This is a genomic window from Streptantibioticus cattleyicolor NRRL 8057 = DSM 46488, assembly GCF_000240165.1.
Lineage (GTDB): Bacteria > Actinomycetota > Actinomycetes > Streptomycetales > Streptomycetaceae > Streptantibioticus > Streptantibioticus cattleyicolor.
On the sequence record NC_017586.1, the window covers coordinates 4077995 to 4098571 of the forward strand.

Here is a 20577-nt window from a genome sequence, read left to right on the forward strand (position 1 = left end):
CCCGGAGGTCACACCCCGGTCGGGTGCCAGACCGTCTTGGTCTCGGTGAACGCCAGCATCCGGCCGGTGCCCGGGTCGGCGGCCCAGTCGGTCCCGCCGGCCGCCGGGCGCAGCACCCGCTTGAGGTTGTCGGCCGCCGCGACCTCCAGTTCCCTGGCCAGCTCGGCGTCGGCGCCGGTCAGGTCGATGGCGTTGACGTCGGCGTGCGAGGCCAGGTGCGGCGCGATCTCGGCCGCCTTGCCGGAGAGCAGGTTGACCACGCCGCCGGGCAGGTCCGAGGTGGCCAGCACCTCACCCAGCGACAGCGCGGGCAGCGGGGACCGCTCGCTGGTGACCACCACCGCGGTGTTGCCGGTGGCGATCACCGGGGCGATCACCGAGACCAGCCCCAGGAACGAGGAGCGCCGCGGCGCCAGCACCGCCACCACCCCGGTCGGCTCCACCGTGGAGAGGTTGAAGAACGGCCCGGCCACCGGGTTGGCGCCACCGGCCAGTTGACCGATCTTGTCGGTCCACCCCGCGTACCACACCCAGCGGTCGACGGCGGCGTCCACCAGCGCCGCGGCCTCGTCCCGCGAGACCCCCTCGGCGGCGGCCACCTCGGCGGCGAACTGCTCACGGCGCCCTTCGAGCATCTCGGCGACCCGGTACAGGATCTGACCGCGGTTGTACGCGGTCGCCCCCGACCAGCCCGGGAACGCCTTACGGGCGGCCACCACGGCGTCCCGTCCGTCCTTGCGGGACGCCAGCGGCGCGTTGGCCAGCCACGTGCCCTCAGCGTCGGTCACCTCGTACACCCGCCCGCTCTCGGAACGGGGGAACTTGCCCCCGACGAACAGCTTGTAGGTCTTGAAGACGCTCAACCGCGTACCAGCAGCACTCATTCTTCACTCGCCTTCGGCTTCGACGGGGCGAGGTACGCCTCCAGACCGTGCCGGCCGCCCTCGCGGCCGTAGCCCGACTCCTTGTAGCCGCCGAACGGCGACGTCGGGTCGAACTTGTTGAACGTGTTGGCCCACACCACCCCGGCCCGGAGCTTGTCGGCCATCCACAGGATGCGCGACCCCTTCTCCGTCCAGATGCCCGCCGACAGCCCGTACGGGGTGTTGTTGGCCTTCTCCACGGCCTCGGCGGGGGTACGGAAGGTCAGCACCGACAGCACCGGGCCGAAGATCTCCTCGCGGGCGATCCGGTGCGCCTGGGTGACCCCGGTGAACAGGGTCGGCGCGAACCAGTAGCCGCTGTCCGGGAGTTCGCACGCCGGCGACCAGCGCTCGGCGCCCTCCTCCTCGCCGGACCGCGCCAGCTCGGTGATCCGGGCCAGCTGCTCGGCGGAGTTGACGGCGCCGATGTCGGTGTTCTTGTCCAGCGGGTCGCCCACCCGCAAGGTGGCCATCCGCCGCTTGAGCGCGTCCAGCAGCTCGTCGGCGACCGACTCCTGGACCAGCAGCCGGGAACCGGCGCAGCACACATGGCCCTGGTTGAAGAAGATCCCGTTGACGATCCCCTCGACCGCCTGGTCGATCGGCGCGTCGTCGAAGACGATGTTGGCCGCCTTGCCGCCCAGCTCCAGGGTGACCTTCTTGCCGGTCCCGGCGACGGTACGGGCGATCGCCTTGCCGACCTCGGTGGAACCGGTGAAGGCCACCTTGTCCACGCCCGGGTGGGCCACCAGCGCGGCACCGGTGGCGCCGTCCCCGGTGACGATGTTGACCACGCCCTTGGGCAGCCCGGCCTGACGGCAGATGTCCGCGAAGAACAGCGCCGACAGCGGGGTCGTCTCGGCCGGCTTGAGCACCACGGTGTTGCCGCAGGCCAGCGCCGGGGCGATCTTCCACGCCAGCATCAGCAGCGGGAAGTTCCACGGGATGACCTGGCCGGCCACGCCCAGCGGACGCGGGTTCTCCCCGAAGCCGGCGTAGGAGAGCTTGTCGGCCCACCCCGCGTAGTAGAAGAAGTGCGCGGCGACCAGCGGCAGGTCGGTGTCGCGGGACTCGCGGATCGGCTTGCCGTTGTCCAGCGTCTCCAGCACCGCCAGCTCACGCGAGCGCTCCTGGACGATCCGGGCGATCCGGAACAGGTACTTGGCGCGCTCCCGGCCCGGCAGCGCCGACCAGCTCTCGAACGCCTTGCGGGCGGCGCGCACCGCCCGGTCCACGTCCTCGGCGCCGCCCCGGGTGTACTCGGCGAGCACCTCCTCGGTGGCGGGGGAGACCGTCTTGTCGAGGATCCCCTGGGCGCCCTCGGTGAACTCGCCGTCGATGAAGAGCCCGTAGGACGGCGCGATGTCGACCACCGCGCGCGATTCCGGGGCGGGCGCGTACTCGAATGCCATGGGTCAGTCCACCGTTACGTAGTCGGGACCGGAGTACCGGCCACTGCTCAGCTTCTGACGCTGCATCAGCAGATCGTTCAGCAGGCTGGAGGCGCCGAACCGGAACCACTCGGGGGTCAGCCAGTCCTCGCCCAGCGTCTCGTTGACCGCCACCAGGTACTTGACGGCGTCCTTGGTGGTACGGATGCCACCGGCCGGCTTCACCCCGACCTGGGTGCCGGTGGCGGCCCGGAAGTCGCGGACCGCCTCCAGCATCAGCAGCGTGTTGGGCAGCGTGGCGTTCACCGCCACCTTGCCGGTGGAGGTCTTGATGAAGTCGGCGCCCGCCAGCATCGCCAGCCACGAGCAGCGGCGGATGTTGTCGTAGGTGGCCAGCTCGCCGTTCTCGAAGATCACCTTCAGGTGGGCGGCGGTGCCGTCCGGGCGGACGCACGCCTCGCGCACCGCGGTGATCTCCTCGAAGACCTGGAGGTAACGGCCGGAGAGGAAGGCGCCCCGGTCGATGACCATGTCGATCTCGTCGGCGCCCGCGGCCACCGCGTCGGCGGTGTCGGCGAGCTTGACCGGGAGTGCGGCGCGGCCGGCCGGGAAGGCGGTGGCGACCGACGCCACGTTGACCGCCGTGCCGGCCAGCGCCTCCTTGGCGACGTGCACCATGTCCGGGTACACGCAGACCGCGGCGACCCGGGGGACGGTACGGTCGGTGGGGTCCGGATGGACGGCCTTGGCCGCCAGCGCCCGCACCTTGCCGGGCGTGTCGGCGCCTTCCAGGGTGGTCAGGTCGATCATGGAGATCGCCAAGTCGATGGCGTACGCCTTCGAGGTGGTCTTGATCGATCGGCTGCCGAGCATCGCGGCGCGGGCTTCCAGCCCGACCGCGTCGACGCCCGGCAGGCCGTGCAGGAAGCGCCGCAACGCCGCGTCGGAGCGGGTCACCTCGGCCATGGCGGCCGGCCGGCCCGCGGCGTCGTTGCCGTGCGCGCGTGGGGTGGGCCCAGGATTCAGCATGGTCACCAGCCGAGCATATCTACGCGCGTAGCGGCGCGCCACCCCCACGCTCGCGCTGGCGGTCAGCGGGTTCGCTCGCGCTGGCGGTCAGCCATTACTCCGCGGCCCGGTTCGCCCGTTTCAGGATGCCGGGGTGGCCCCCGTTCGCCCCTGTCCGGTGGGGGGTGGGGGTGGGTTTTGGTTTGGTTCGGCACGGGGTGCGTACGCCTACGGTGCGTTGGGGGTCGGGGGCGCGCCGGGGGTGACTCCTCGCTCCAGGTATCCGCCACAGCTTGGCTCCGGCTACTGGGTCGCTGCGGGGACACCCCCGGCACACCCCCTCCTGTCCGTTCGCGGGTGCCTCTCTTCGCGGGGGAGGGTGAGATAGGAGGTTGGGGTCACCCCGATCTCCTTTCTCACCCCCTCCGTGCCGCAGCGCGGAACGAGACCGGACGGGGGCGTGCAGGGGTGTCCCCGCAGCGACCCAGCAGCCGGAGCGCAACCGTGGCGGATACGGGGAGCGAGGAGTCACCCCGGAGGGCCCCGGAAACCAAGGAAGACAGTGCGCATCCCGCACTGTACGAACACAGCCACGGGTGGGCGGGGGGAAACATCCGTGACCTCAGCGACGACGAAAGGGAAACGGGCGCACCCCGGGGAGGTGATGGCTGGCGACGGCGCGAGCGAACCCGCTGGCCGCCAGCGGGAGCGTCTACGCGCGTAGGCGATTACCCGTTACCCTCGTCCGCGTGAACACGCATATCTCCGGAGACCCCTACGCCGCCGCCGACGCCGCCGCCGCCCGCCTGCGCGAGCTGACCGGCGTCGAGGCCCACGACGTCGCCCTCGTCATGGGTTCCGGCTGGGTCCCCGCCGCCGACGCGCTCGGTACGCCCGAGCACGAATTCCCCGTCACCGAGCTCCCCGGCTTCCCGCCGCCCGCCGTCGCCGGTCACGCCGGCACCATCCGTTCCGTGCGGATCGGCGAGAAGCGTGCCCTGATCTTCCTCGGGCGCACCCACCTGTACGAGGGCCGCGGCGTGGCCAGCGTCGTGCACGGCGTGCGCACCGCGGTCGCCGGCGGCTGCAAGACCGTCGTCCTGACCAACGGCTGCGGCGGCCTGCGCCCCGACTACCGTCCCGGCCAGCCCGTCCTGATCAGCGACCACATCAACATGACGGCCACCTCGCCGATCGTGGGCGCCAACTTCGTCGACCTCACCGACCTGTACTCGCCGCGGCTGCGGGCGCTGTGCAAGGAGGTCGACGAGACCCTCGCCGAGGGCGTCTACGTCCAGCTCCCCGGCCCGCACTACGAGACCCCGGCCGAGATCGGCATGGTCCGGGCGATCGGCGGGGACCTGGTGGGCATGTCCACCACGCTGGAGGCGATCGCCGCCCGTGAGGCCGGTGCCGAGGTCCTGGGGATCTCGCTGGTCACCAACCTCGCCGCGGGCATGACCGGCGAGCCGCTCAACCACCAGGAAGTGCTGGAGGCCGGCCGCGACTCCGCCACCCGGATGGGCAGCCTGCTCGCCCAGGTGCTCGGCCGTATCTGACCGATCCGCTAGGAGAGTCCAGGAGAGTCGCTGATGGGAAACGACACGCTCGCACAGGCCCGCGCCTGGCTGACCGAGGACCCGGACCCGCAGACCCGGGCGGAGCTGGCCGCGTTGGTCGACGGCGCGGCGGCCGGTTCGCCGGAGGACCGGGCGGAGATCGCCCAGCGGTTCTCCGGCACCCTCCAGTTCGGCACCGCGGGGCTCCGCGGTGAGCTGGGCGCCGGGCCCATGCGGATGAACCGGGCCGTGGTGATCCGCGCCGCGGCCGGGCTCGCCGCCTACCTCGAGGACGTGTACCTCAAGGACGCGTCCCGGTCCGACGGCCTGGTGGTGATCGGCTACGACGCCCGCCACAAGTCGTACGACTTCGCCCGCGACACCGCCGCCGTGATGGTCGGCGCCGGGCTGCGCGCCGCGCTGCTGCCGCGTCCGCTGCCCACCCCCGTCCTCGCCTTCGCCATCCGGCACCTGGGCGCGGCGGCCGGCGTGATGGTGACCGCCAGCCACAACCCGCCCCGGGACAACGGCTACAAGGTCTACCTGGGCGACGGCTCGCAGATCGTGCCGCCCGCCGACTCCGGCATCGCCGAGCGCATCGCGGCGGTCGGCGCGCTGGCCGGCGTACCGCTGGCCGAGGACGGCTGGCAGGTGCTGGACGACTCCGTGCTCGACGCCTACCTGGACCGCGCCGCCCGCGTGGTCACCCCGGACGGCGCCCGGGACGTCTCCGTGGTCTACACCCCGCTGCACGGCGTGGGCCGCGAGGCGCTGACCGCCGCGTTCGCCCGGGCCGGCTTCCCGGCCCCCGAGGTCGTCCCCGAACAGGCCGACCCCGACCCGGACTTCCCGACCGTGGCCTTCCCCAACCCGGAGGAGCCCGGGGCGATGGACCTGGCGTTCGCCCACGCCCGGCGCACCGGTCCGGACATCGTGATCGCCAACGACCCGGACGCCGACCGCTGTGCGGTGGCCGTCCCCGACCCGTCGGCGCGGTCCGGCTGGCGGATGCTGCGCGGCGACGAGGTCGGCGCGCTGCTGGCCACCTTCGTGGTCAGCCACCACAAGGCGGGCGTGCTCGCCGCCTCCATCGTCTCCTCCTCGCTGCTGTCGAAGATCGCCGAGGCGGCCGGGCTGCCCTACGAGGACACCCTGACCGGCTTCAAGTGGATCGCCCGCGTACCGGGCCTGCGCTACGGCTACGAGGAGGCCCTGGGCTACTGCGTGGACCCGGAGGGCGTACGGGACAAGGACGGCGTCACGGCGGCGCTGGCGGTGGCCGAACTGGCGGCCACCCTCAAGCACAAGGGCCGGACCCTCACCGACCTGCTGGACGACATCGCCGTGGAGCACGGGCTGCACGCGACCGACCAGCTCTCGGTCCGGGTCGCCGACCTCACCCTGATCGCGGACGCCATGGCCCGGCTGCGGCAGCGGCCCCCGGCCACGCTGGCGGGGCTCACCGTCACCTCGGCGGAGGACCTGAGCGAGGGCAGCGACCGGCTGCCGCCCACCGACGGCCTGCGCTACCACCTCGCGGGCGACGACCGGGTCTCCGGCGCCCGGGTCATCGTCCGGCCCAGCGGCACCGAGCCCAAGCTCAAGTGCTACCTGGAGGTCGTGGTGCCGGTCACCGGCCAGGACGGGCTGCCGGCCGCCCGGACGCTGGCCGCCGGGGTGCTCGCCGAGGTCAAGAAGGACCTGGCCGCCGCCGCGGGCATCTGACCGTGACGCGGAACGGCGGTGGGCCGGGGGTTCGCCCCCGGCCCACCGCCGTTCTCCGTGGTCGCGGCGGTACGCTCAGCCGGTCGCCAGCAGCACGGCCAGCGCGATCGCGCCGGCCACCGCCGGGGCGATGATCTCGTACGCCCACCGCACCCGCACCGGCCCCTGGGCCGCCTCCTCCGGGCCGTGGCGCTCGGCCAGCTCCCGCAAGGTGACGATCGCCTGGTCGGACGGGGCCCGTACGACGCCGTCGGCCAGGCCGCCGTGGACGTGACCGGGCACCCCCGCCGTACCCCGGCCGGTGCGGCGCAACGCGCGCTTGCGGGCCCGCAACGAGACCGGGACCGACCACAACTGGTACGTACGGCCGCCCGCGACCACCTCGCTGGAGTACCGCGCCCGGACCGACTCGACCGCCGACCACGGGATCGTGATCGTCCGGAACGGGTTGCGCACCAGCATCCGGGTGGCCCCGGCCAGCACCACCGGGCGGACGGTGAAGGCGATCACCAGCGGCGCCCCCAGCAGCAGCCCGGCCAGGGCGAGCCACGGGGTGCGCCCGGTGCCGCGGATCAGCGCGTCGACCACCATCCACACCCCGATGGCCAGCAGCAGCACCCCGCCGGTCACCCCGAGCGGTGACCGGTACCGGCGGTCCGCGTAGGCGGGCCGGGGGGCCGAGGGCGCAGGGTTCGTCATGCGGACGATTGTGCCCGACGGTCCCCGGGGGACCTACTCGGGTCCGCCGTCGGCCGGCGCCGGGGCGTTGGCGGAGGCCGGCGCCAGGTCGGTGGCGTCGAGCGCGGGACGCAGCGCCCGGGCCAGCTCGTTGCCGTCCCCGACGGCCCAGAAGTGCAGGAAGAACATCCTGGGCTGCTCGTCCAGCATGTGGTTGTGGAGTTCGACCAGCCGGATGCCGTGCTTGCGCAGCGCGCGGACGACCGGCTGCACCTCGTCGGCGCGGAGGACGAAGTCGCCGTTGATGGCGGCCTGCTTCTTGCCGATCGCCTGGAACTTGATGGCGGTGTTGACCCCGATCGGCCCGGGCAGGACGTGGCCGTGGCTGAGGATCCGGTCGCGCCGGGAGAGGAAGAACTTGTAGATCCGCCCCTCGGCGACCCCCTTGCGCCCCAGCTCCCTGTCGATCGTCGTGGTGTCGAGGTCGATGGGCCTGGTCTCCGCGGGGGGCGGTACGGCGATGGGGTTGCCGCTGACCTCCAGCACCGTCTTGAGCTTGCGGGCCAGGGTGACCGGGTCGCCCATCGCGTGGAAGTGCGTCCACCAGATGGCGGGCTGCTCGTCCGGCAGGTGCTTGTGGAGCGCGGTCTGGTCGATCCCGGCGGCCTGGAGGGCGTCGCTGGCCTTGTCGACCTCGTCCCCGGTGAGGACCAGGTCGCCCATGAGCATGGTGCCGTCGCAGTACCGGACGAACGCGGCGCTGCCGGCCAGCGCCAGCGAGGACAGGACGGTGACCCCGTGGCTGGTCACCTTCAGATCGCGGCGCGGCAGCGAGACGCCGAAGGCGACGTCCTCCCGGGTGGTGCCGGTACGGCCGAGCGCCTCGGCGACGCCCTTCCAGTCGGCGTCCTTGGTGCGTTCGGGGTACTGGACGTGGGGGCAGTGCGCCCGATGACGGTGCGCTCCGCGCGGGGCGGGCGGGCCGGGGTGTCCGTCACCGGCGCTGGTACCGGTGCCCGCGCCTTGGGCGGCGCAGGCGGTCAGGGTCACGGCGCAGGTGGTGAGTGCGACGGAGGCACGCAGCCGGTGGCCGTTGCGTCCGGAGCGGATGGCAGGCATGTCAACCCTCGGTGTCCAGGTAAGCGCCGGTGTCGTTTGCGCCCACGTCACGTCGTACGGGTTTCGCCATTCCCGTTCCGCCGACGAGTTCCCGGCCCGGACCCCCCTTCCACCCCGTTGGCCTCAGCCATTACGTCCTCGGGGTTCGCCCGTTCCCCTTTCGTCGTGGCTGGCGTCACGGATGTTTCCCCCCGCCCACCCGTGGCTGTGTTCGCATAGCGCGGGGCGCGCACTGTCTGCCTTGGGTCCGGGGGCCCTCCGGGGTGACTCCTCGCTCCGCGTATCCGCCACGGTTGCGCTCCGGCTGCTGGGTCGCTGCGGGGACACCCCTGCACGCCCCCGTTCCGCATCGTTCCGCGCTGCGGCACGGAGGGGGTGAGAAAAAGACCGGGGTCACCCCAACCTCCTCCTTACCCCTCCCTCCGCGAAGAGAGGCACCCGCCAACCGGACAGAAGGGGGTGTGCCGGGGGTGTCCCCGCAGCGACCCAATAGCCGGAGCGCGACCTTGGGGGATACCTGGAGCGAGGAGTCACCCCCGGCGCGCCCCCGATCCCGTACCGGCAGTAGGCGAACCCACCCGGTGCCGAACCAAACCAAAAACCCACCCCAACCACCCACCGGGCAGGGGCGAACGGGGGCCACCCCGGAAACCTGAAACGGGCGAACCGGGCCACGGAGTAATGGCTGACCGCCAGCGCGAGCGAACCCGTGGCGGCCTAACAGGGGCGCTTCCGCAGCGCCATCACATAGTCGTGCGGCGCCCCCGCCGACTCCGCCGCGTCGGCGATCTCACCGAGGTAGCGCGCCGACGGCAGTCCGCCTTCGTAGTCGTTGAGCACGAAGGCCCACGCCGTCACCTCCCCGTCCAGCGTGTGCACCCGCACCATCGTGCGGCGGTAGACACCCAGCGGGACGCCTTCCCAGCGGTCGAGGGAGGCCTCGTCGCGCGGGGCGATGTCGTAGAGGCCCACGAAGACCTGGTGCAGCGGGTCCTCGACGAGCGTCGCCAGCGCGCCTTCCCAGCCCATCTGCTCCCCGCCGAAGGTCAGCCGCCAGCCGTCCAGCCAGCCGGTGCCGCGCAGCGGGGAGTGCGGGGCGCGGCGGCTCATCAGCCGGGCGTCGAGGTTTCCTGCGTACGCGGCGTAGAGCGACATGCCCGACAGCGTACGGGAGCCGGGTGTGCGGCCCGGGGCGGGGCGGCGGCCCCGGTCGCCCGCTGTACGGGTCGTACGGGACAATGGAGCACGTGACTCGGATCGTGATCATCGGTGGCGGACCCGGCGGATACGAGGCGGCGCTGGTCGCGGCCCAGCTCGGCGGGGAGGTGACCGTCGTGGATTGCGACGGTCTGGGCGGAGCGTCCGTGCTGACGGACTGCGTGCCGTCGAAGACGTTGATCGCCACGGCCGAGGTGATGACGACGTTCGACTCCTCCTACGAGGAGCTGGGCATCACCGTGGCCCACGAGAACCCCTCGGCGGACGAGCGCCACCGGGTGCACGGCGTGGACCTGGGCAAGGTCAACCGCCGGGTGAAGCGGCTGGCGCTGGCCCAGTCGCACGACATCACCGCGTCGGTCACCCGGGCCGGGGCGCGGGTGCTGCGCGGGCGCGGCCGGGTCGAGCCGACGCAGGCGCCGGACGGTTCCCGGGCGGTGACCGTCACCATGGCCGACGGCACCACCGACACCCTCACCGCCGACGCCGTGCTGATAGCCACCGGCGCCCACCCCCGGGAGATCCCGGACGCGCTGCCGGACGGCGAGCGGATCCTCAACTGGACGCAGGTGTACGACCTGGAGGAGCTGCCCGAGGAGCTGATCGTGGTGGGCTCCGGCGTCACCGGCGCGGAGTTCGCCGGGGCGTACCAGGCGCTGGGTTCCAAGGTCACGCTGGTCTCCTCGCGCGACCGGGTGCTGCCGGGGGAGGACCCGGACGCCGCCGCGGTGCTGGAGGACGTCTTCCGGCGCCGGGGCATGAACGTGATGGCGCGGTCCCGGGCCGCCGCGGCCAAGCGGATCGGCGACCGGGTGGAGGTCACGCTGGCCGACGGCCGGGTGATCAGCGGTACCCACTGCCTGATGGCGGTCGGCTCGATCCCCAACACCGCCGGGATCGGCCTGGAGGAGGCCGGGGTGCGGCTGAAGGAGTCCGGGCACATCTGGACCGACCGGGTTTCGCGGACCACGGCGCCGGGCATCTACGCGGCCGGGGACTGCACCGGGGTGCTGGCGCTGGCCTCGGTGGCGGCGATGCAGGGCCGGATCGCGATGTACCACTTCCTGGGCGACGCGGTGGCGCCGCTGGACCTGAAGACCGTCTCGGCCAACGTGTTCACCGACCCGGAGATCGCCACCGTCGGCTACTCGCAGGCCGACGTGGACAACGGCACCATCGACGCGCGGATGGTGAAGCTGCCGCTGCTGCGCAACCCGCGGGCGAAGATGCAGGGCATCCGGGACGGCTTCGTGAAGCTCTTCTGCCGCCCGGGCACCGGGATCGTGGTGGGCGGCGTGGTGGTGGCGCCGCGGGCCAGCGAGCTGATCCACCCGATCTCGATCGCGGTGGACAACAACCTGACCGTGGAACAGATCGCCAACGCGTTCACCGTCTATCCGTCCCTGTCGGGTTCGGTCGCCGAGGTGGCCCGGCAGCTGCACAACCGGAAGACGGCGCAGGGGCGCTGAGGGATGCGCCCGGGCGCGGTGCGGCGCGCCCCTCATAGCACTCTTTGCCACTGTGCGTGAACAACTTCCGTTTATTGGTGCAAACTGCTGAAACAAGACGGTCGTTGGCGTTACTGTCAGTTTCGTGTTCGCAGCAGAACGTCGTCAGTTGATCCTCGAAATGGTGCGGGCGAACGGGGCGGTCTCGCTCCGGGAGCTCGCCCGTGTCGTCCAGACCTCCGAAGTGACCGTGCGGCGGGACGTGCGGGCGCTGGAGGCCGAGGGGCTGCTCGACCGCCGGCACGGCGGTGCGGTGCTGCCCGGCGGCTTCACCCGCGAGTCCGGCTTCCCGCAGAAGGCCCACCTCGCCACCGCGGAGAAGACGGCCATCGCCGATCTGGCCGCCGGGCTCGTCGAGGAGGGGCAGGCCATCGTGGTCGGCGCCGGGACGACCACGCAGGAGCTGGCCCGCCGGCTCGCCCGGGTGCCGGGGCTCACCGTGGTCACCAACTCGCTGCTGGTGGCGCAGGCGCTGGCGCACGCCAACCGGGTCGAAGTGGTGATGACCGGGGGCACGCTGCGCGGTTCCAACTACGCGCTGGTGGGCAGCGGGGCCGAGCAGTCGTTGCAGGGTCTGCGGGTCTCGCGGGCGTTCCTGTCCGGCAGCGGGCTCACCGCCGAGCGCGGGCTGTCCACCTCCAACATGCTCTCCGCCAGCGTGGACCGGGCGCTGGTGCAGGCCGCCGCCGAGGTGGTGGTCCTCGCCGACCACACCAAGCTGGGCATCGACACCATGTTCCAGACGGTCCCGGCGGACGTGATCACCCATCTGGTCACCGACGAGCCGCCGTTGGGCGACGACCGGGCCGCCGCCGAACTCCAGGCGCTGGCCGACTGCGGGGTACGGGTGACCACGGCGCCGGTGCCGGGTTCCGACGGCGCCGAGAGCGGCGGCGGACGCCCGCGCCGGGACGTCCCCGTACCCGGGCCGCGGCGCCACCACCCGCCGGCGCCCGCGCTGCGCGGTACCGTCCCCGGCGACCACCAGCCGGGCCGGGTCACCGACCTGGCGCCGCGCCGTCGTTAGGACGTCTCCCGGGCCCGCAGGCCGTCGACGGCCAGGGCCAGCAGCCGGTCGGCGAGTCCGGGGTCGTCCGGGTCGGCCTCGGCGGCCAGGCCGATGGCGTGGCAGAGCCGGAGCAGGTCGGGGATGTCCGCGTCCGGGCGGACCCCGCCGACGTCCCGGGCGCGTTCCAGTAGGGTGCCGCCGGCCTGCCGCAGCGGGGCCTGGCAGGAGTCCAGGCCGGCCGCGCCGGTGGCCATCAGGGCCTTGCCGAGCCCGCGGTAGGCCGTCGAGTGGGTGATGACGGCGCGCAGCCAGACGGCGAGGGCGTCGACGGGGTCGGGGCGGCCGGCGAGTTCACCGGCGAGGGAGACCAGGGCGTCCACCTCGCCGGTGAAGACCGCCGCCATCAGCGCGGTGCGGTCGGGGAAGTGGCGGTAGAGGGTGCCGATGCCGACCCCGGCGCGGCGGGCGATCTCCTCCAGGGGCGCGTCGCTGCCCTGGGCCAGGAAGGCGGCCTTGGCCTCGGTGAGGAGTCGCTGGTAGTTGCGTCGCGCGTCCGCGCGCATGGTGCGCGGTGCGGTTCCGCTCCTGGTCGCCATCGTGGGCCCTTCCTCGTGCGGCGATGCGTTCCGGCCTCCCCCCGGTTCCCCGTCAAGAATCGCACCGCCCGCGGCCGGTCGTCCCGCGACGCGAACGGGCCCGGCCGAACGGCCGGGCCCGTCGTGGCGGATGAGGCCGCGTCAGTCCTTGATCTCGCAGATGGCGGCGCCGGAGGAGACCGAGGAGCCGACCTCGGCGGTGAGCCCCTTGACGGTGCCGCTGCGGTGCGCGTTGAGCGGCTGCTCCATCTTCATGGCCTCCAGGACGACGATCAGGTCGCCCTCGTCGACCTGCTGGCCCTCCTCGACGGCCACCTTGACGATGGTGCCCTGCATCGGCGAGGCGAGGGTGTCGCCGGAGGCGGCGGGGCCGGACTTCTTGGCGGTCTTGCGACGCGGCGCCTTCTTGGAGCCGCCCGGCGCCGCGACCGTGCCCATGCCCAGCGACGCCGGCAGCGTCACCTCCAGCCGCTTGCCGCCGACCTCGACGACCACGGTCTCCCGGGCGCCCTCGCCCTCGTCCTCGTCGGCCACCGCGCCGCCGGTGAACGGCGGGATGGTGTTGTCGAACTCGGTCTCGATCCACCGGGTGTGGACGGTGAACGGCCCCTCGGAGCCGTGCACCTCGGGGGCGAACGCCGGGTCGGTGACGACCGCGCGGTGGAACGGGACGGCGGTGGCCATGCCCTCGACCTGGAACTCGGCCAGCGCCCGGCGGGCCCGCTCCAGCGCCTGCTTGCGGGTGGCGCCGGTGACGATCAGTTTGGCCAGCAGCGAGTCCCACGCGGGGCCGATGACGCTGCCGGCCTCCACGCCCGCGTCCAGCCGCACGCCGGGGCCGGAGGGGGCGTCGAAGCGGGTCACGGTGCCGGGGGCGGGCAGGAAGTTGCGGCCCGGGTCCTCGCCGTTGATGCGGAACTCGAAGGAGTGGCCGCGCAACGCCGGGTCGTCGTAGCCCAGTTCCTCACCGTCGGCGATCCGGAACATCTCGCGGACCAGGTCGATGCCGGAGACCTCCTCGGTGACCGGGTGCTCGACCTGGAGCCGGGTGTTGACCTCCAGGAAGGAGATGGTGCCGTCCTGGCCGACGAGGAACTCGCAGGTACCGGCGCCGACATAGCCGGCCTCGCGCAGGATCGCCTTGGACGCCCGGTACAACTCGGCGACCTGGCCGTCGGTCAGGAACGGCGCCGGGGCCTCCTCGACGAGCTTCTGGTGGCGGCGCTGGAGGGAGCAGTCACGGGTGGAGACGACGACCACGTTGCCGTGCTGGTCGGCCAGGCACTGGGTCTCCACGTGGCGCGGCCGGTCCAGGTAGCGCTCGACGAAGCACTCGCCGCGGCCGAAGGCGGCCACCGCCTCGCGTACCGCGGAGTCGTAGAGCTCGGGCACCTCTTCGAGGGTGCGGGCGACCTTCAGGCCGCGTCCGCCACCGCCGAAGGCGGCCTTGATGGCGATGGGCAGGCCGTGCTCCTCGGCGAAGGCCACGACCTCCTCGGCGCCGGAGACGGGGTCGGGCGTACCGGCCACCAGCGGGGCGCCGGCGCGCTGGGCGATGTGCCGGGCCGCGACCTTGTCGCCGAGGTCGCGGATGGCCTGCGGCGGCGGGCCGATCCAGATCAGCCCGGCGTCGAGCACGGCCTGGGCGAACTCGGCGTTCTCCGACAGGAAGCCGTAGCCCGGGTGGACGGCGTCCGCGCCGGAATCCTCGGCGGCCTTCAGCACCTTGGCGATGTCCAGGTAACTGGTGGCAGGGGTATCGCCGCCGAGCGCGAACGCCTCGTCGGCCGCGCGGACGTGCAGCGCGTCCCGGTCCGGATCGGCGTAGACCGCCACGCTGGCGATCCCGGCGTCCTGGCAGGCACGAGCGACGCGGACGGCGATTTCGCCGCGGTTGGCGATGAGCACCTTGCGCACGATGGCTCCCTCCTTGAAACAAGGCGAGTTTAGGGACTGCCGACACGTCATGCCGAGCCACCCCTATGGGTGAGCTTCCCCACACGCAGTGTGGCGCGACGCTCTCGGAAAACGCCGGATGCCTTGTCGCTCCACGGTACGCCGCTCGTCGCGGCGTTACCGGCAGCTTGCCCCGGCTGGCCGCCCGGTCCACCCGCCACGGGGTGGCATGGGGGAATCTTTGTGGGGTTCCCACTAGATGAGGGCGAAAAGTTTGCCGGGTGGCGGTCCTCGTACGAGTGAAGCGCGCAGGGGTCTTGTCGGCTCCCTTACCCATGAGTAGCGTCCTGGATGTCGATACCTGCGGTAACCAGGAGGGGGCGGCGGGCCGATGCGCAGAGGGGTGGCGGCGCTCGCCGCGGTGCTGCTGGTCGTCGAGGCGTGCGGGGTCGGGTTCGTCAACCTGGCGCTCGGTTACGCGGTGCGCCACCAGTCGATGTCGCTGGCCGGGCTGAAGCCCTCGGCCATGTCGGCCGGGGCGTGGGCGGCCGGGGCGCTGCTCGTCGTCCTCCTGCTCGGCTGCGCCGTGGTGGCGGTGGTCACCGCGGTGCGCGACCGGGCCCCGGGGCGCTTCGGACGGCTCGCGCTGATCCTCGCCGCGGTGCTCAACGGGGCGCTGGGCGCCGCCGCCGCGGGCATCGTCGGCTGGCTCTCCTTCGCCGTGGTGATGGTGATCCTCGGCGCCGTGGTGCTCACCCTGATCAACTACGGGCCGGGCGGCGCCGCCCCGGCCGTCGCACCGGAACCGGCGCCGCCCGCCACGCCCTGATCAGGCCCACAACTCCGTGATCCGCACGTCCAGTTCGGCCAGGAGCGTGCGCAGCAACGGCAGCGACAGCCCGATCACGTTCCCCGGGTCGCCGTCGATCCCCTCGACGAACGGCGCCGACCGGCCGTCCAGGGTGAACGCCCCGGCCACGTGGAGCGGTTCACCGCTGGCCACGTAGGCGTCGATCTCGGCGTCGTCCGGGGTGCCGAAGCGGACCGTGGTGGACGCGGTGCGCGAGACCTGCTTGCCGGTGACGGTGTCGATCACGCAGTGGCCGGTACGCAGCACCCCGCTGCGGCCCCGCATGGCGTGCCAGCGGGCGGTGGCGTCGGCGGCGTCCCGCGGCTTGCCCAGCGCCCGGCCGTCCAGCTCCAGCACCGAGTCGCACCCGATCACCAGCGCGTCCTCGGTGAGGCCGGCGGCGACCGCGGCGGCCTTGGCCTCGGCGAGGACACGGGCGAGTTCGGCCGGGGTGTCGGCGGTGATCGCGTCCTCGTCCACCCCGCTGACCACGACGCGCGGGGCGAGTCCGGCCTGCCGCAGCAGTCCGAGGCGGGCGGGGGAGGCGGAGGCGAGCACGAGAACACGGTCGGTGGTCATGGCCCCCAAGGGTAGCCAGCCGCGCCCCCGTTCCCGGCGGCCGGCCGGGGTCACCCCGGCCAGGCCACCAGCAGGATCAGCAACGGCGCCAGCACCGCGATCACCAGAACCACCCGCCGCAGCGCCTGTTGAGCGCGCCGCAACTCCTCGGGCGGCTCTTCGGACGGGTCGGACCACAGCACACCAATGATCCTGAACCGCCCAGCTCCGGCGCGCCTGAGTACGCGTACTCAAACCCGGCGGAACGACCGGTCAGACCGGCCAGTACGTGGTGCGCCAGGCGGCCGGAGCGGGGCGCGGCACCCGGCGCAGCAGCACCCCGCGCGCCGGGTCGGCCCACGCGCCGGCGCGCCCCGCGCCGTCCCGCGCCGGCGCCGCTACCGCCCGCGCCTGGACCACCGCCAGCGCGGCGGCCAACTCCTCCGGGGTCGGGTTGCCCCGTACGACCTTGATCATGAAGACGGCCTTCCTGCGCGGGGATACGTCCGGATCACAGCGGGATGTTGCCGTGCTTCTTCGGCGGCAGCGTCTCGCGCTTGTTGCGCAGCGTGCGCAGCGCCTTGACGATGTGGGCGCGGGTCTCGGACGGCGGGATGACCGCGTCGACGTAGCCGCGCTCGGCCGCCACGTACGGGTTGAGCAGGGTGTCCTCGTACTCGGCGATCAGCTCCTGGCGCAGCGGGTCGGGGTCCTCGGCCTCGGCGAGCGTGCGGCGGTGCAGGATGTTGACCGCGCCCTGCGCGCCCATGACCGCGATCTGGCCGGTCGGCCAGGCCAGGTTGAGGTCGGCGCCCAGGTGCTTGGAGCCCATCACGTCGTACGCGCCGCCGTACGCCTTGCGGGTGATCACGGTGATCAGCGGGACGGTGGCCTCGGCGTAGGCGTAGATCAGCTTGGCGCCGCGCCGGATGATGCCGTTCCACTCCTGGTCGGTGCCGGGCAGGAAGCCGGGCACGTCCACGAAGGTCAGCACCGGGATGTTGAAGCTGTCGCAGGTGCGCACGAAGCGCGCGGCCTTCTCGCTGGCGTCGATGTCCAGGCAGCCGGCGAACTGCATCGGCTGGTTGCCCACCACGCCCACCGGACGCCCCTCCACCCGGCCGAAACCGGTGAGGATGTTGGGGGCGAAGAGCGCCTGCGTCTCCAGGAACTCCCCGTCGTCCAGGACGTGTTCGAAGACCCGGCGCATGTCGTACGGCTGGTTGGCGGAGTCCGGGACGATGGTGTCCAGCTCCAGGTCCTCGTCGGTGACCGCCAGGTCGGCCTCCTCGTCGAAGGCCGGCGGCTCGGAGAGGTTGTTGGAGGGCAGGTAGGACAGCAGCGCCTTGACGTACTCGACGGCGTCCTTCTCGTCGGCCGCCATGTGGTGGGCGTTGCCGGAACGGGTGCTGTGGCTGCGGGCCCCGCCCAGCTCCTCGAAGCCCACGTCCTCACCGGTGACCGTCTTGATCACGTCCGGACCGGTGATGAACATGTGCGAGGTCTGGTCGACCATCACCACGAAGTCGGTGATCGCCGGCGAGTAGACGGCGCCGCCCGCGCACGGCCCCATGATCAGCGAGATCTGCGGGATCACCCCGGAGGCGTGGGTGTTGCGGCGGAAGATCTCCCCGTACATCCCCAGCGAGGTGACGCCCTCCTGGATGCGGGCGCCGCCGGAGTCGTTGATGCCGATCACCGGGCAGCCGGTCTTCAGCGCCCAGTCCATCACCTTGACGATCTTCTCGCCGAAGACCTCGCCCAGCGCACCGCCGAAGACCGTGAAGTCCTGCGAGAAGACCGCCACCGGACGGCCGTCCACGGTGCCGTAACCGGTGACCACGCCGTCGCCGTAGGGGCGGTTGTGCTCCATGCCGAAGTTGGTCGAGCGGTGCCGGGCGAATTCGTCCAGCTCCACGAAGGACCCCTCGTCCAGCAGCAGTTCGATCCGCTCCCGGGCGGTCAGCTTGCCCTTGGCGTGCTGCTTCTCGACCGCCCGCGCGGAGCCCGCGTGCGTGGCCTCCTCGATCCGGCGGCGCAGATCCGCCAGCTTCCCCGCGGTGGTGTGGATGTCGGTCTCGGCCATGTCGGGCGGCTCTCCTGGGGTGGGGGCTCGGACGTGACTGGTGAGTAACGCTGTTCGTAGCGTAGTGGGACGGTACGGGGGTCGACACTGCGGCGTTGGCCACAATCACCCGGGCCCGAGCGCCGTAGGGTGCCGTCATGACCTCCGCCAACCGCTGGTCCGACCTGGAACGACCGCCGCTGGACGCCACCGCGCTGCGCCGCGCGCTGCTGGTCCCCGGCGGGCTGTGGACCGCCCTGGACGTGGTCGACCGCACCGGTTCGACCAACTCCGACCTCGCCGCCCGGGCCCGGGAGGGCGCCGCCGAGGGCACCGTGCTCGTCGCCGAGGAGCAGTCGGCCGCCCGTGGCCGGCTCGACCGGCGGTGGAGCGCCCCGCCCCGCTCCGGGCTCTTCCTGTCGGTGCTGCTGCGCCCGGCCGGCGTCCCGGCCGACCGCTGGGGGTGGCTGCCGCTGCTCGCCGGGGTCGCCACCGCCACCGCGGTCTCCCGCACCGCCGGGGTGGACACGGCGCTCAAATGGCCCAACGACCTGCTGGTCACCGTCGGCGGCGAGGAACGCAAGACCGCCGGCATCCTGGCCGAACGGGTCGGCGCGGACGGCGTCGTGATCGGCATCGGCCTCAACGTCACCCTCCGCGCCGAGGAACTGCCGGTGCCCACCGCCGGCTCCCTCGCGCTGGCCGGCGCCCCCGTCACCGACCGCGACCCGATCCTGCGGGCCGTGCTGCGTTCGCTCGCCGAGTGGTACGGACGCTGGCGGGAGGCCGACGGCGACCCGCACCCCTGCCGGCTCCAGGAGGCGTACGCGGCCGGCTGCGCCACCCTGGGCCGCGCCGTACGCGCCGAACTGCCCGGCGGACGCGAGCTGACCGGCGAGGCGGTCGCGGTGGACGCCGAGGGCCGGCTGGTGATCGACAGCGACGGGCGCCAGGAGGCGGTCGGGGCCGGTGACGTGGTCCACGTCCGCCCGGCCGGGGCGGCCGGCGGCAACCGCCGGTGAGCGTGAGCCAGAGCACACTGCCGTATCGTTGATCCGACGTTCTCCGGGTCCGTCCCGGGACCCCAGTGTGATCGGAAGGGCAGTGGTCGGAGCCTTGCGGCAGACCCCGGCCGGAGCGGGCCGCGGCGTGCGGTGCGGACCTCCGGCGCGGCGGCGTACGGTCCCCGGCGCGGCGCGCCGCCGCGCCCGGGGGCAGGCAGGGGGCGAGCGGTGAGCGCGGAAGACGAGGAGTTCCGTCCGATGGGCGCCGGATCCGCGGCGGAGGGCGCGCCGTCCGCCGCTCCCGGCGACGCCGTGGTCTACGGCCCCGCGCTGCCGCCGGAGGACGACGAACCGGGCGAGGGCGAGGAACCCGGGGCCGGCGAGGACCCGCTGGCGCTGCGCCTGGAACACCTGATCCTGGGCGCCGAACGCCGCTACACCCCCTTCCAGGCGGCGCGCAGCGCGGGCGTGCCGATGGAGCTGGCCTCCCGCTTCTGGCGGGCCATGGGGTTCGCCGACATCGGGCAGGCCAAGGCGCTCACCGAGGCCGACGTGCTCGCGCTGCGCCGGCTGTCGGGCCTGGTCGAGGCCGGACTGCTCAGCGAGTCGATGGCCGTCCAGGTGGCCCGGTCCACCGGCCAGACCACCGCCCGGCTCGCCGACTGGCAGACCGACTCCTTCCTCGAAGGGCTCACCGAGCCCCCGGAACCCGGCATGACCCGCGCCGAGGTCGCCTACCCGCTGGTGGAGCTGCTCCTGCCGGAGCTGGAGGAGTTCCTGATCTACGTGTGGCGCCGCCAGCTCGCCGCCGCCACCAGCCGGGTCGCCCAGGCCGACGACGCCGAGGCGGTCAACCGCCGGCTCGCCGTCGGCTTCGCCGACCTGGTCGGCTTCACCCGGCTGACCCGGCGGCTGGAGGAGGAGGAACTCGGCGAGCTGGTCGAGGCGTTCGAGACCACCTCCGCCGACCTGGTGGCCGCGCACGGCGGCCGGCTCATCAAGACCCTGGGCGACGAGGTGCTCTACGTGGCCGACGACCCCGGGGTCGCCGCGGAGATCGCGCTGCGCCTGATCGAGACGATGACCGGGGACGAGACGATGCCGGCGCTGCGGGTCGGGATGGCGTTCGGCACGGTCACCACGCGGATGGGCGACGTCTTCGGCACCACCGTCAACCTCGCCAGCCGGCTCACCTCGATAGCGCCACGGGACGCCGTGCTGGTCGACCCGGAGCTGGCCGACGCGCTGCGGGCCTCCGGTGACGCCCCGGTCTCGGAGGGCGACGCCGGCGAGGACGAGAAGTACCGCTTCGCCCTCCAGCCGATGTGGCGCCGCCCGGTGCGCGGCCTCGGCGTGGTCGAGCCCTGGCTGCTGAGCCGGCGCGGCTGAGCGTGGCCCTTTCCGTGGACGCCGGTGCCCTGCGATGATCCGTTAACGATCGTTGACGTATCTCGGGCGGGAACGGAGCGT

19 protein-coding genes are annotated in these 20577 nt (G+C 73.0%); 7 read left to right on the top strand and 12 right to left on the bottom strand.

Features of this window, described 5'->3' with window-relative positions; genetic code table 11:
- Positions 1 to 8: 8 nt before the first annotated feature.
- From SCATT_RS17960 to deoC, 3 genes are read right to left on the bottom strand one after another with little or no spacing between them, the layout of a single operon-like run.
- Positions 9 to 884 carry an aldehyde dehydrogenase family protein gene (locus SCATT_RS17960; RefSeq protein ID WP_014628266.1) on the bottom strand — a complete coding sequence of 292 codons (876 nt, stop codon included), beginning with the start codon at positions 882 to 884 and terminating at the stop codon, positions 9 to 11.
- On the bottom strand, positions 881 to 2335 hold the full coding sequence (locus SCATT_RS17965; protein WP_014144521.1) for an aldehyde dehydrogenase family protein: 1455 nt from the start codon (positions 2333 to 2335) through the stop codon (positions 881 to 883). Before SCATT_RS17965 ends, SCATT_RS17960 begins: the two co-directional genes overlap by 4 nt.
- A gap of 3 nt (positions 2336 to 2338) precedes the next feature.
- On the bottom strand, positions 2339 to 3343 hold the full coding sequence (gene deoC, locus SCATT_RS17970) for a deoxyribose-phosphate aldolase (RefSeq protein ID WP_014144523.1): 1005 nt from the start codon (positions 3341 to 3343) through the stop codon (positions 2339 to 2341).
- Positions 3344 to 4071: 728 nt separating this feature from the next.
- Between deoC and SCATT_RS17975 the strand changes: the two genes are divergently transcribed.
- Both SCATT_RS17975 and SCATT_RS17980 read left to right on the top strand, forming a co-directional pair.
- Positions 4072 to 4881 (top strand): purine-nucleoside phosphorylase, encoded by an 810-nt coding sequence (locus tag SCATT_RS17975; RefSeq protein ID WP_014144524.1) that lies wholly within the window; start codon positions 4072 to 4074, stop codon positions 4879 to 4881.
- 33 nt (positions 4882 to 4914) lie between these two features.
- Positions 4915 to 6606: a phospho-sugar mutase gene (locus SCATT_RS17980; RefSeq protein WP_014144525.1), complete on the top strand. Its 1692-nt coding sequence runs from the start codon at positions 4915 to 4917 to the stop codon at positions 6604 to 6606.
- Positions 6607 to 6681: 75 nt separating this feature from the next.
- Here SCATT_RS17980 and SCATT_RS17985 read toward each other — a convergent pair whose 3' ends face one another.
- The 3 genes from SCATT_RS17985 to SCATT_RS17995 form a co-directional block, all read right to left on the bottom strand.
- Positions 6682 to 7305 carry a PH domain-containing protein gene (locus SCATT_RS17985; protein ID WP_014144526.1) on the bottom strand — a complete coding sequence of 208 codons (624 nt, stop codon included), beginning with the start codon at positions 7303 to 7305 and terminating at the stop codon, positions 6682 to 6684.
- A 33-nt stretch (positions 7306 to 7338) separates the two neighbouring features.
- Positions 7339 to 8403, bottom strand: coding sequence for a DUF1259 domain-containing protein (locus tag SCATT_RS17990; RefSeq protein ID WP_014144527.1), 1065 nt, complete (start codon positions 8401 to 8403; stop codon positions 7339 to 7341).
- 717 nt (positions 8404 to 9120) lie between these two features.
- A complete protein-coding gene (locus tag SCATT_RS17995) occupies positions 9121 to 9558 on the bottom strand; it encodes a gamma-glutamylcyclotransferase (RefSeq protein WP_014144528.1) in 438 nt (145 codons plus the stop codon).
- A gap of 83 nt (positions 9559 to 9641) precedes the next feature.
- Here SCATT_RS17995 and SCATT_RS18000 point away from each other — a divergent pair, with 83 nt between their 5' ends.
- Both SCATT_RS18000 and SCATT_RS18005 read left to right on the top strand, forming a co-directional pair.
- The gene (locus tag SCATT_RS18000) at positions 9642 to 11090 is read left to right on the top strand and encodes an NAD(P)H-quinone dehydrogenase (protein ID WP_014144529.1); all 1449 of its coding nucleotides are present in this window, start codon (positions 9642 to 9644) and stop codon (positions 11088 to 11090) included.
- 124 nt (positions 11091 to 11214) lie between these two features.
- The gene (locus SCATT_RS18005; RefSeq protein ID WP_078590779.1) at positions 11215 to 12156 is read left to right on the top strand and encodes a DeoR/GlpR family DNA-binding transcription regulator; all 942 of its coding nucleotides are present in this window, start codon (positions 11215 to 11217) and stop codon (positions 12154 to 12156) included.
- Here the strand turns inward: SCATT_RS18005 and SCATT_RS18010 are convergent.
- A complete protein-coding gene (locus SCATT_RS18010; RefSeq protein ID WP_014144531.1) occupies positions 12153 to 12734 on the bottom strand; it encodes a TetR/AcrR family transcriptional regulator in 582 nt (193 codons plus the stop codon). The genes SCATT_RS18005 and SCATT_RS18010 overlap by 4 nt on opposite strands.
- 141 nt (positions 12735 to 12875) lie before the next feature.
- Positions 12876 to 14651 (bottom strand): acetyl/propionyl/methylcrotonyl-CoA carboxylase subunit alpha, encoded by a 1776-nt coding sequence (locus SCATT_RS18015; protein ID WP_014144532.1) that lies wholly within the window; start codon positions 14649 to 14651, stop codon positions 12876 to 12878.
- Positions 14652 to 15021: 370 nt separating this feature from the next.
- Between SCATT_RS18015 and SCATT_RS18020 the strand changes: the two genes are divergently transcribed.
- Positions 15022 to 15459, top strand: a complete 438-nt coding sequence (locus SCATT_RS18020) for a hypothetical protein (RefSeq protein ID WP_014144533.1) — start codon at positions 15022 to 15024, stop codon at positions 15457 to 15459.
- Here SCATT_RS18020 and SCATT_RS18025 read toward each other — a convergent pair whose 3' ends face one another.
- From SCATT_RS18025 to SCATT_RS18035, 4 genes are all read right to left on the bottom strand, one after another.
- A complete protein-coding gene (locus tag SCATT_RS18025; protein WP_014144534.1) occupies positions 15460 to 16059 on the bottom strand; it encodes a nucleoside triphosphate pyrophosphatase in 600 nt (199 codons plus the stop codon). It abuts the gene before it with no gap.
- 50 nt (positions 16060 to 16109) lie between these two features.
- On the bottom strand, positions 16110 to 16241 hold the full coding sequence (mmpB, locus tag SCATT_RS40370) for a morphogenic membrane protein MmpB (RefSeq protein WP_014144535.1): 132 nt from the start codon (positions 16239 to 16241) through the stop codon (positions 16110 to 16112).
- A gap of 70 nt (positions 16242 to 16311) precedes the next feature.
- Positions 16312 to 16515, bottom strand: a complete 204-nt coding sequence (locus SCATT_RS18030) for an acyl-CoA carboxylase epsilon subunit (RefSeq protein ID WP_014144536.1) — start codon at positions 16513 to 16515, stop codon at positions 16312 to 16314.
- 34 nt (positions 16516 to 16549) lie between these two features.
- Positions 16550 to 18124, bottom strand: coding sequence for an acyl-CoA carboxylase subunit beta (locus tag SCATT_RS18035; RefSeq protein ID WP_014144537.1), 1575 nt, complete (start codon positions 18122 to 18124; stop codon positions 16550 to 16552).
- 137 nt (positions 18125 to 18261) lie between these two features.
- Here SCATT_RS18035 and SCATT_RS18040 point away from each other — a divergent pair, with 137 nt between their 5' ends.
- Both SCATT_RS18040 and SCATT_RS18045 read left to right on the top strand, forming a co-directional pair.
- Positions 18262 to 19125, top strand: coding sequence for a biotin--[acetyl-CoA-carboxylase] ligase (locus tag SCATT_RS18040; RefSeq protein WP_014144538.1), 864 nt, complete (start codon positions 18262 to 18264; stop codon positions 19123 to 19125).
- A 240-nt stretch (positions 19126 to 19365) separates the two neighbouring features.
- Positions 19366 to 20496 (top strand): adenylate/guanylate cyclase domain-containing protein, encoded by a 1131-nt coding sequence (locus SCATT_RS18045; protein ID WP_014628273.1) that lies wholly within the window; start codon positions 19366 to 19368, stop codon positions 20494 to 20496.
- The last annotated feature ends 81 nt before the right edge of the window (positions 20497 to 20577 follow it).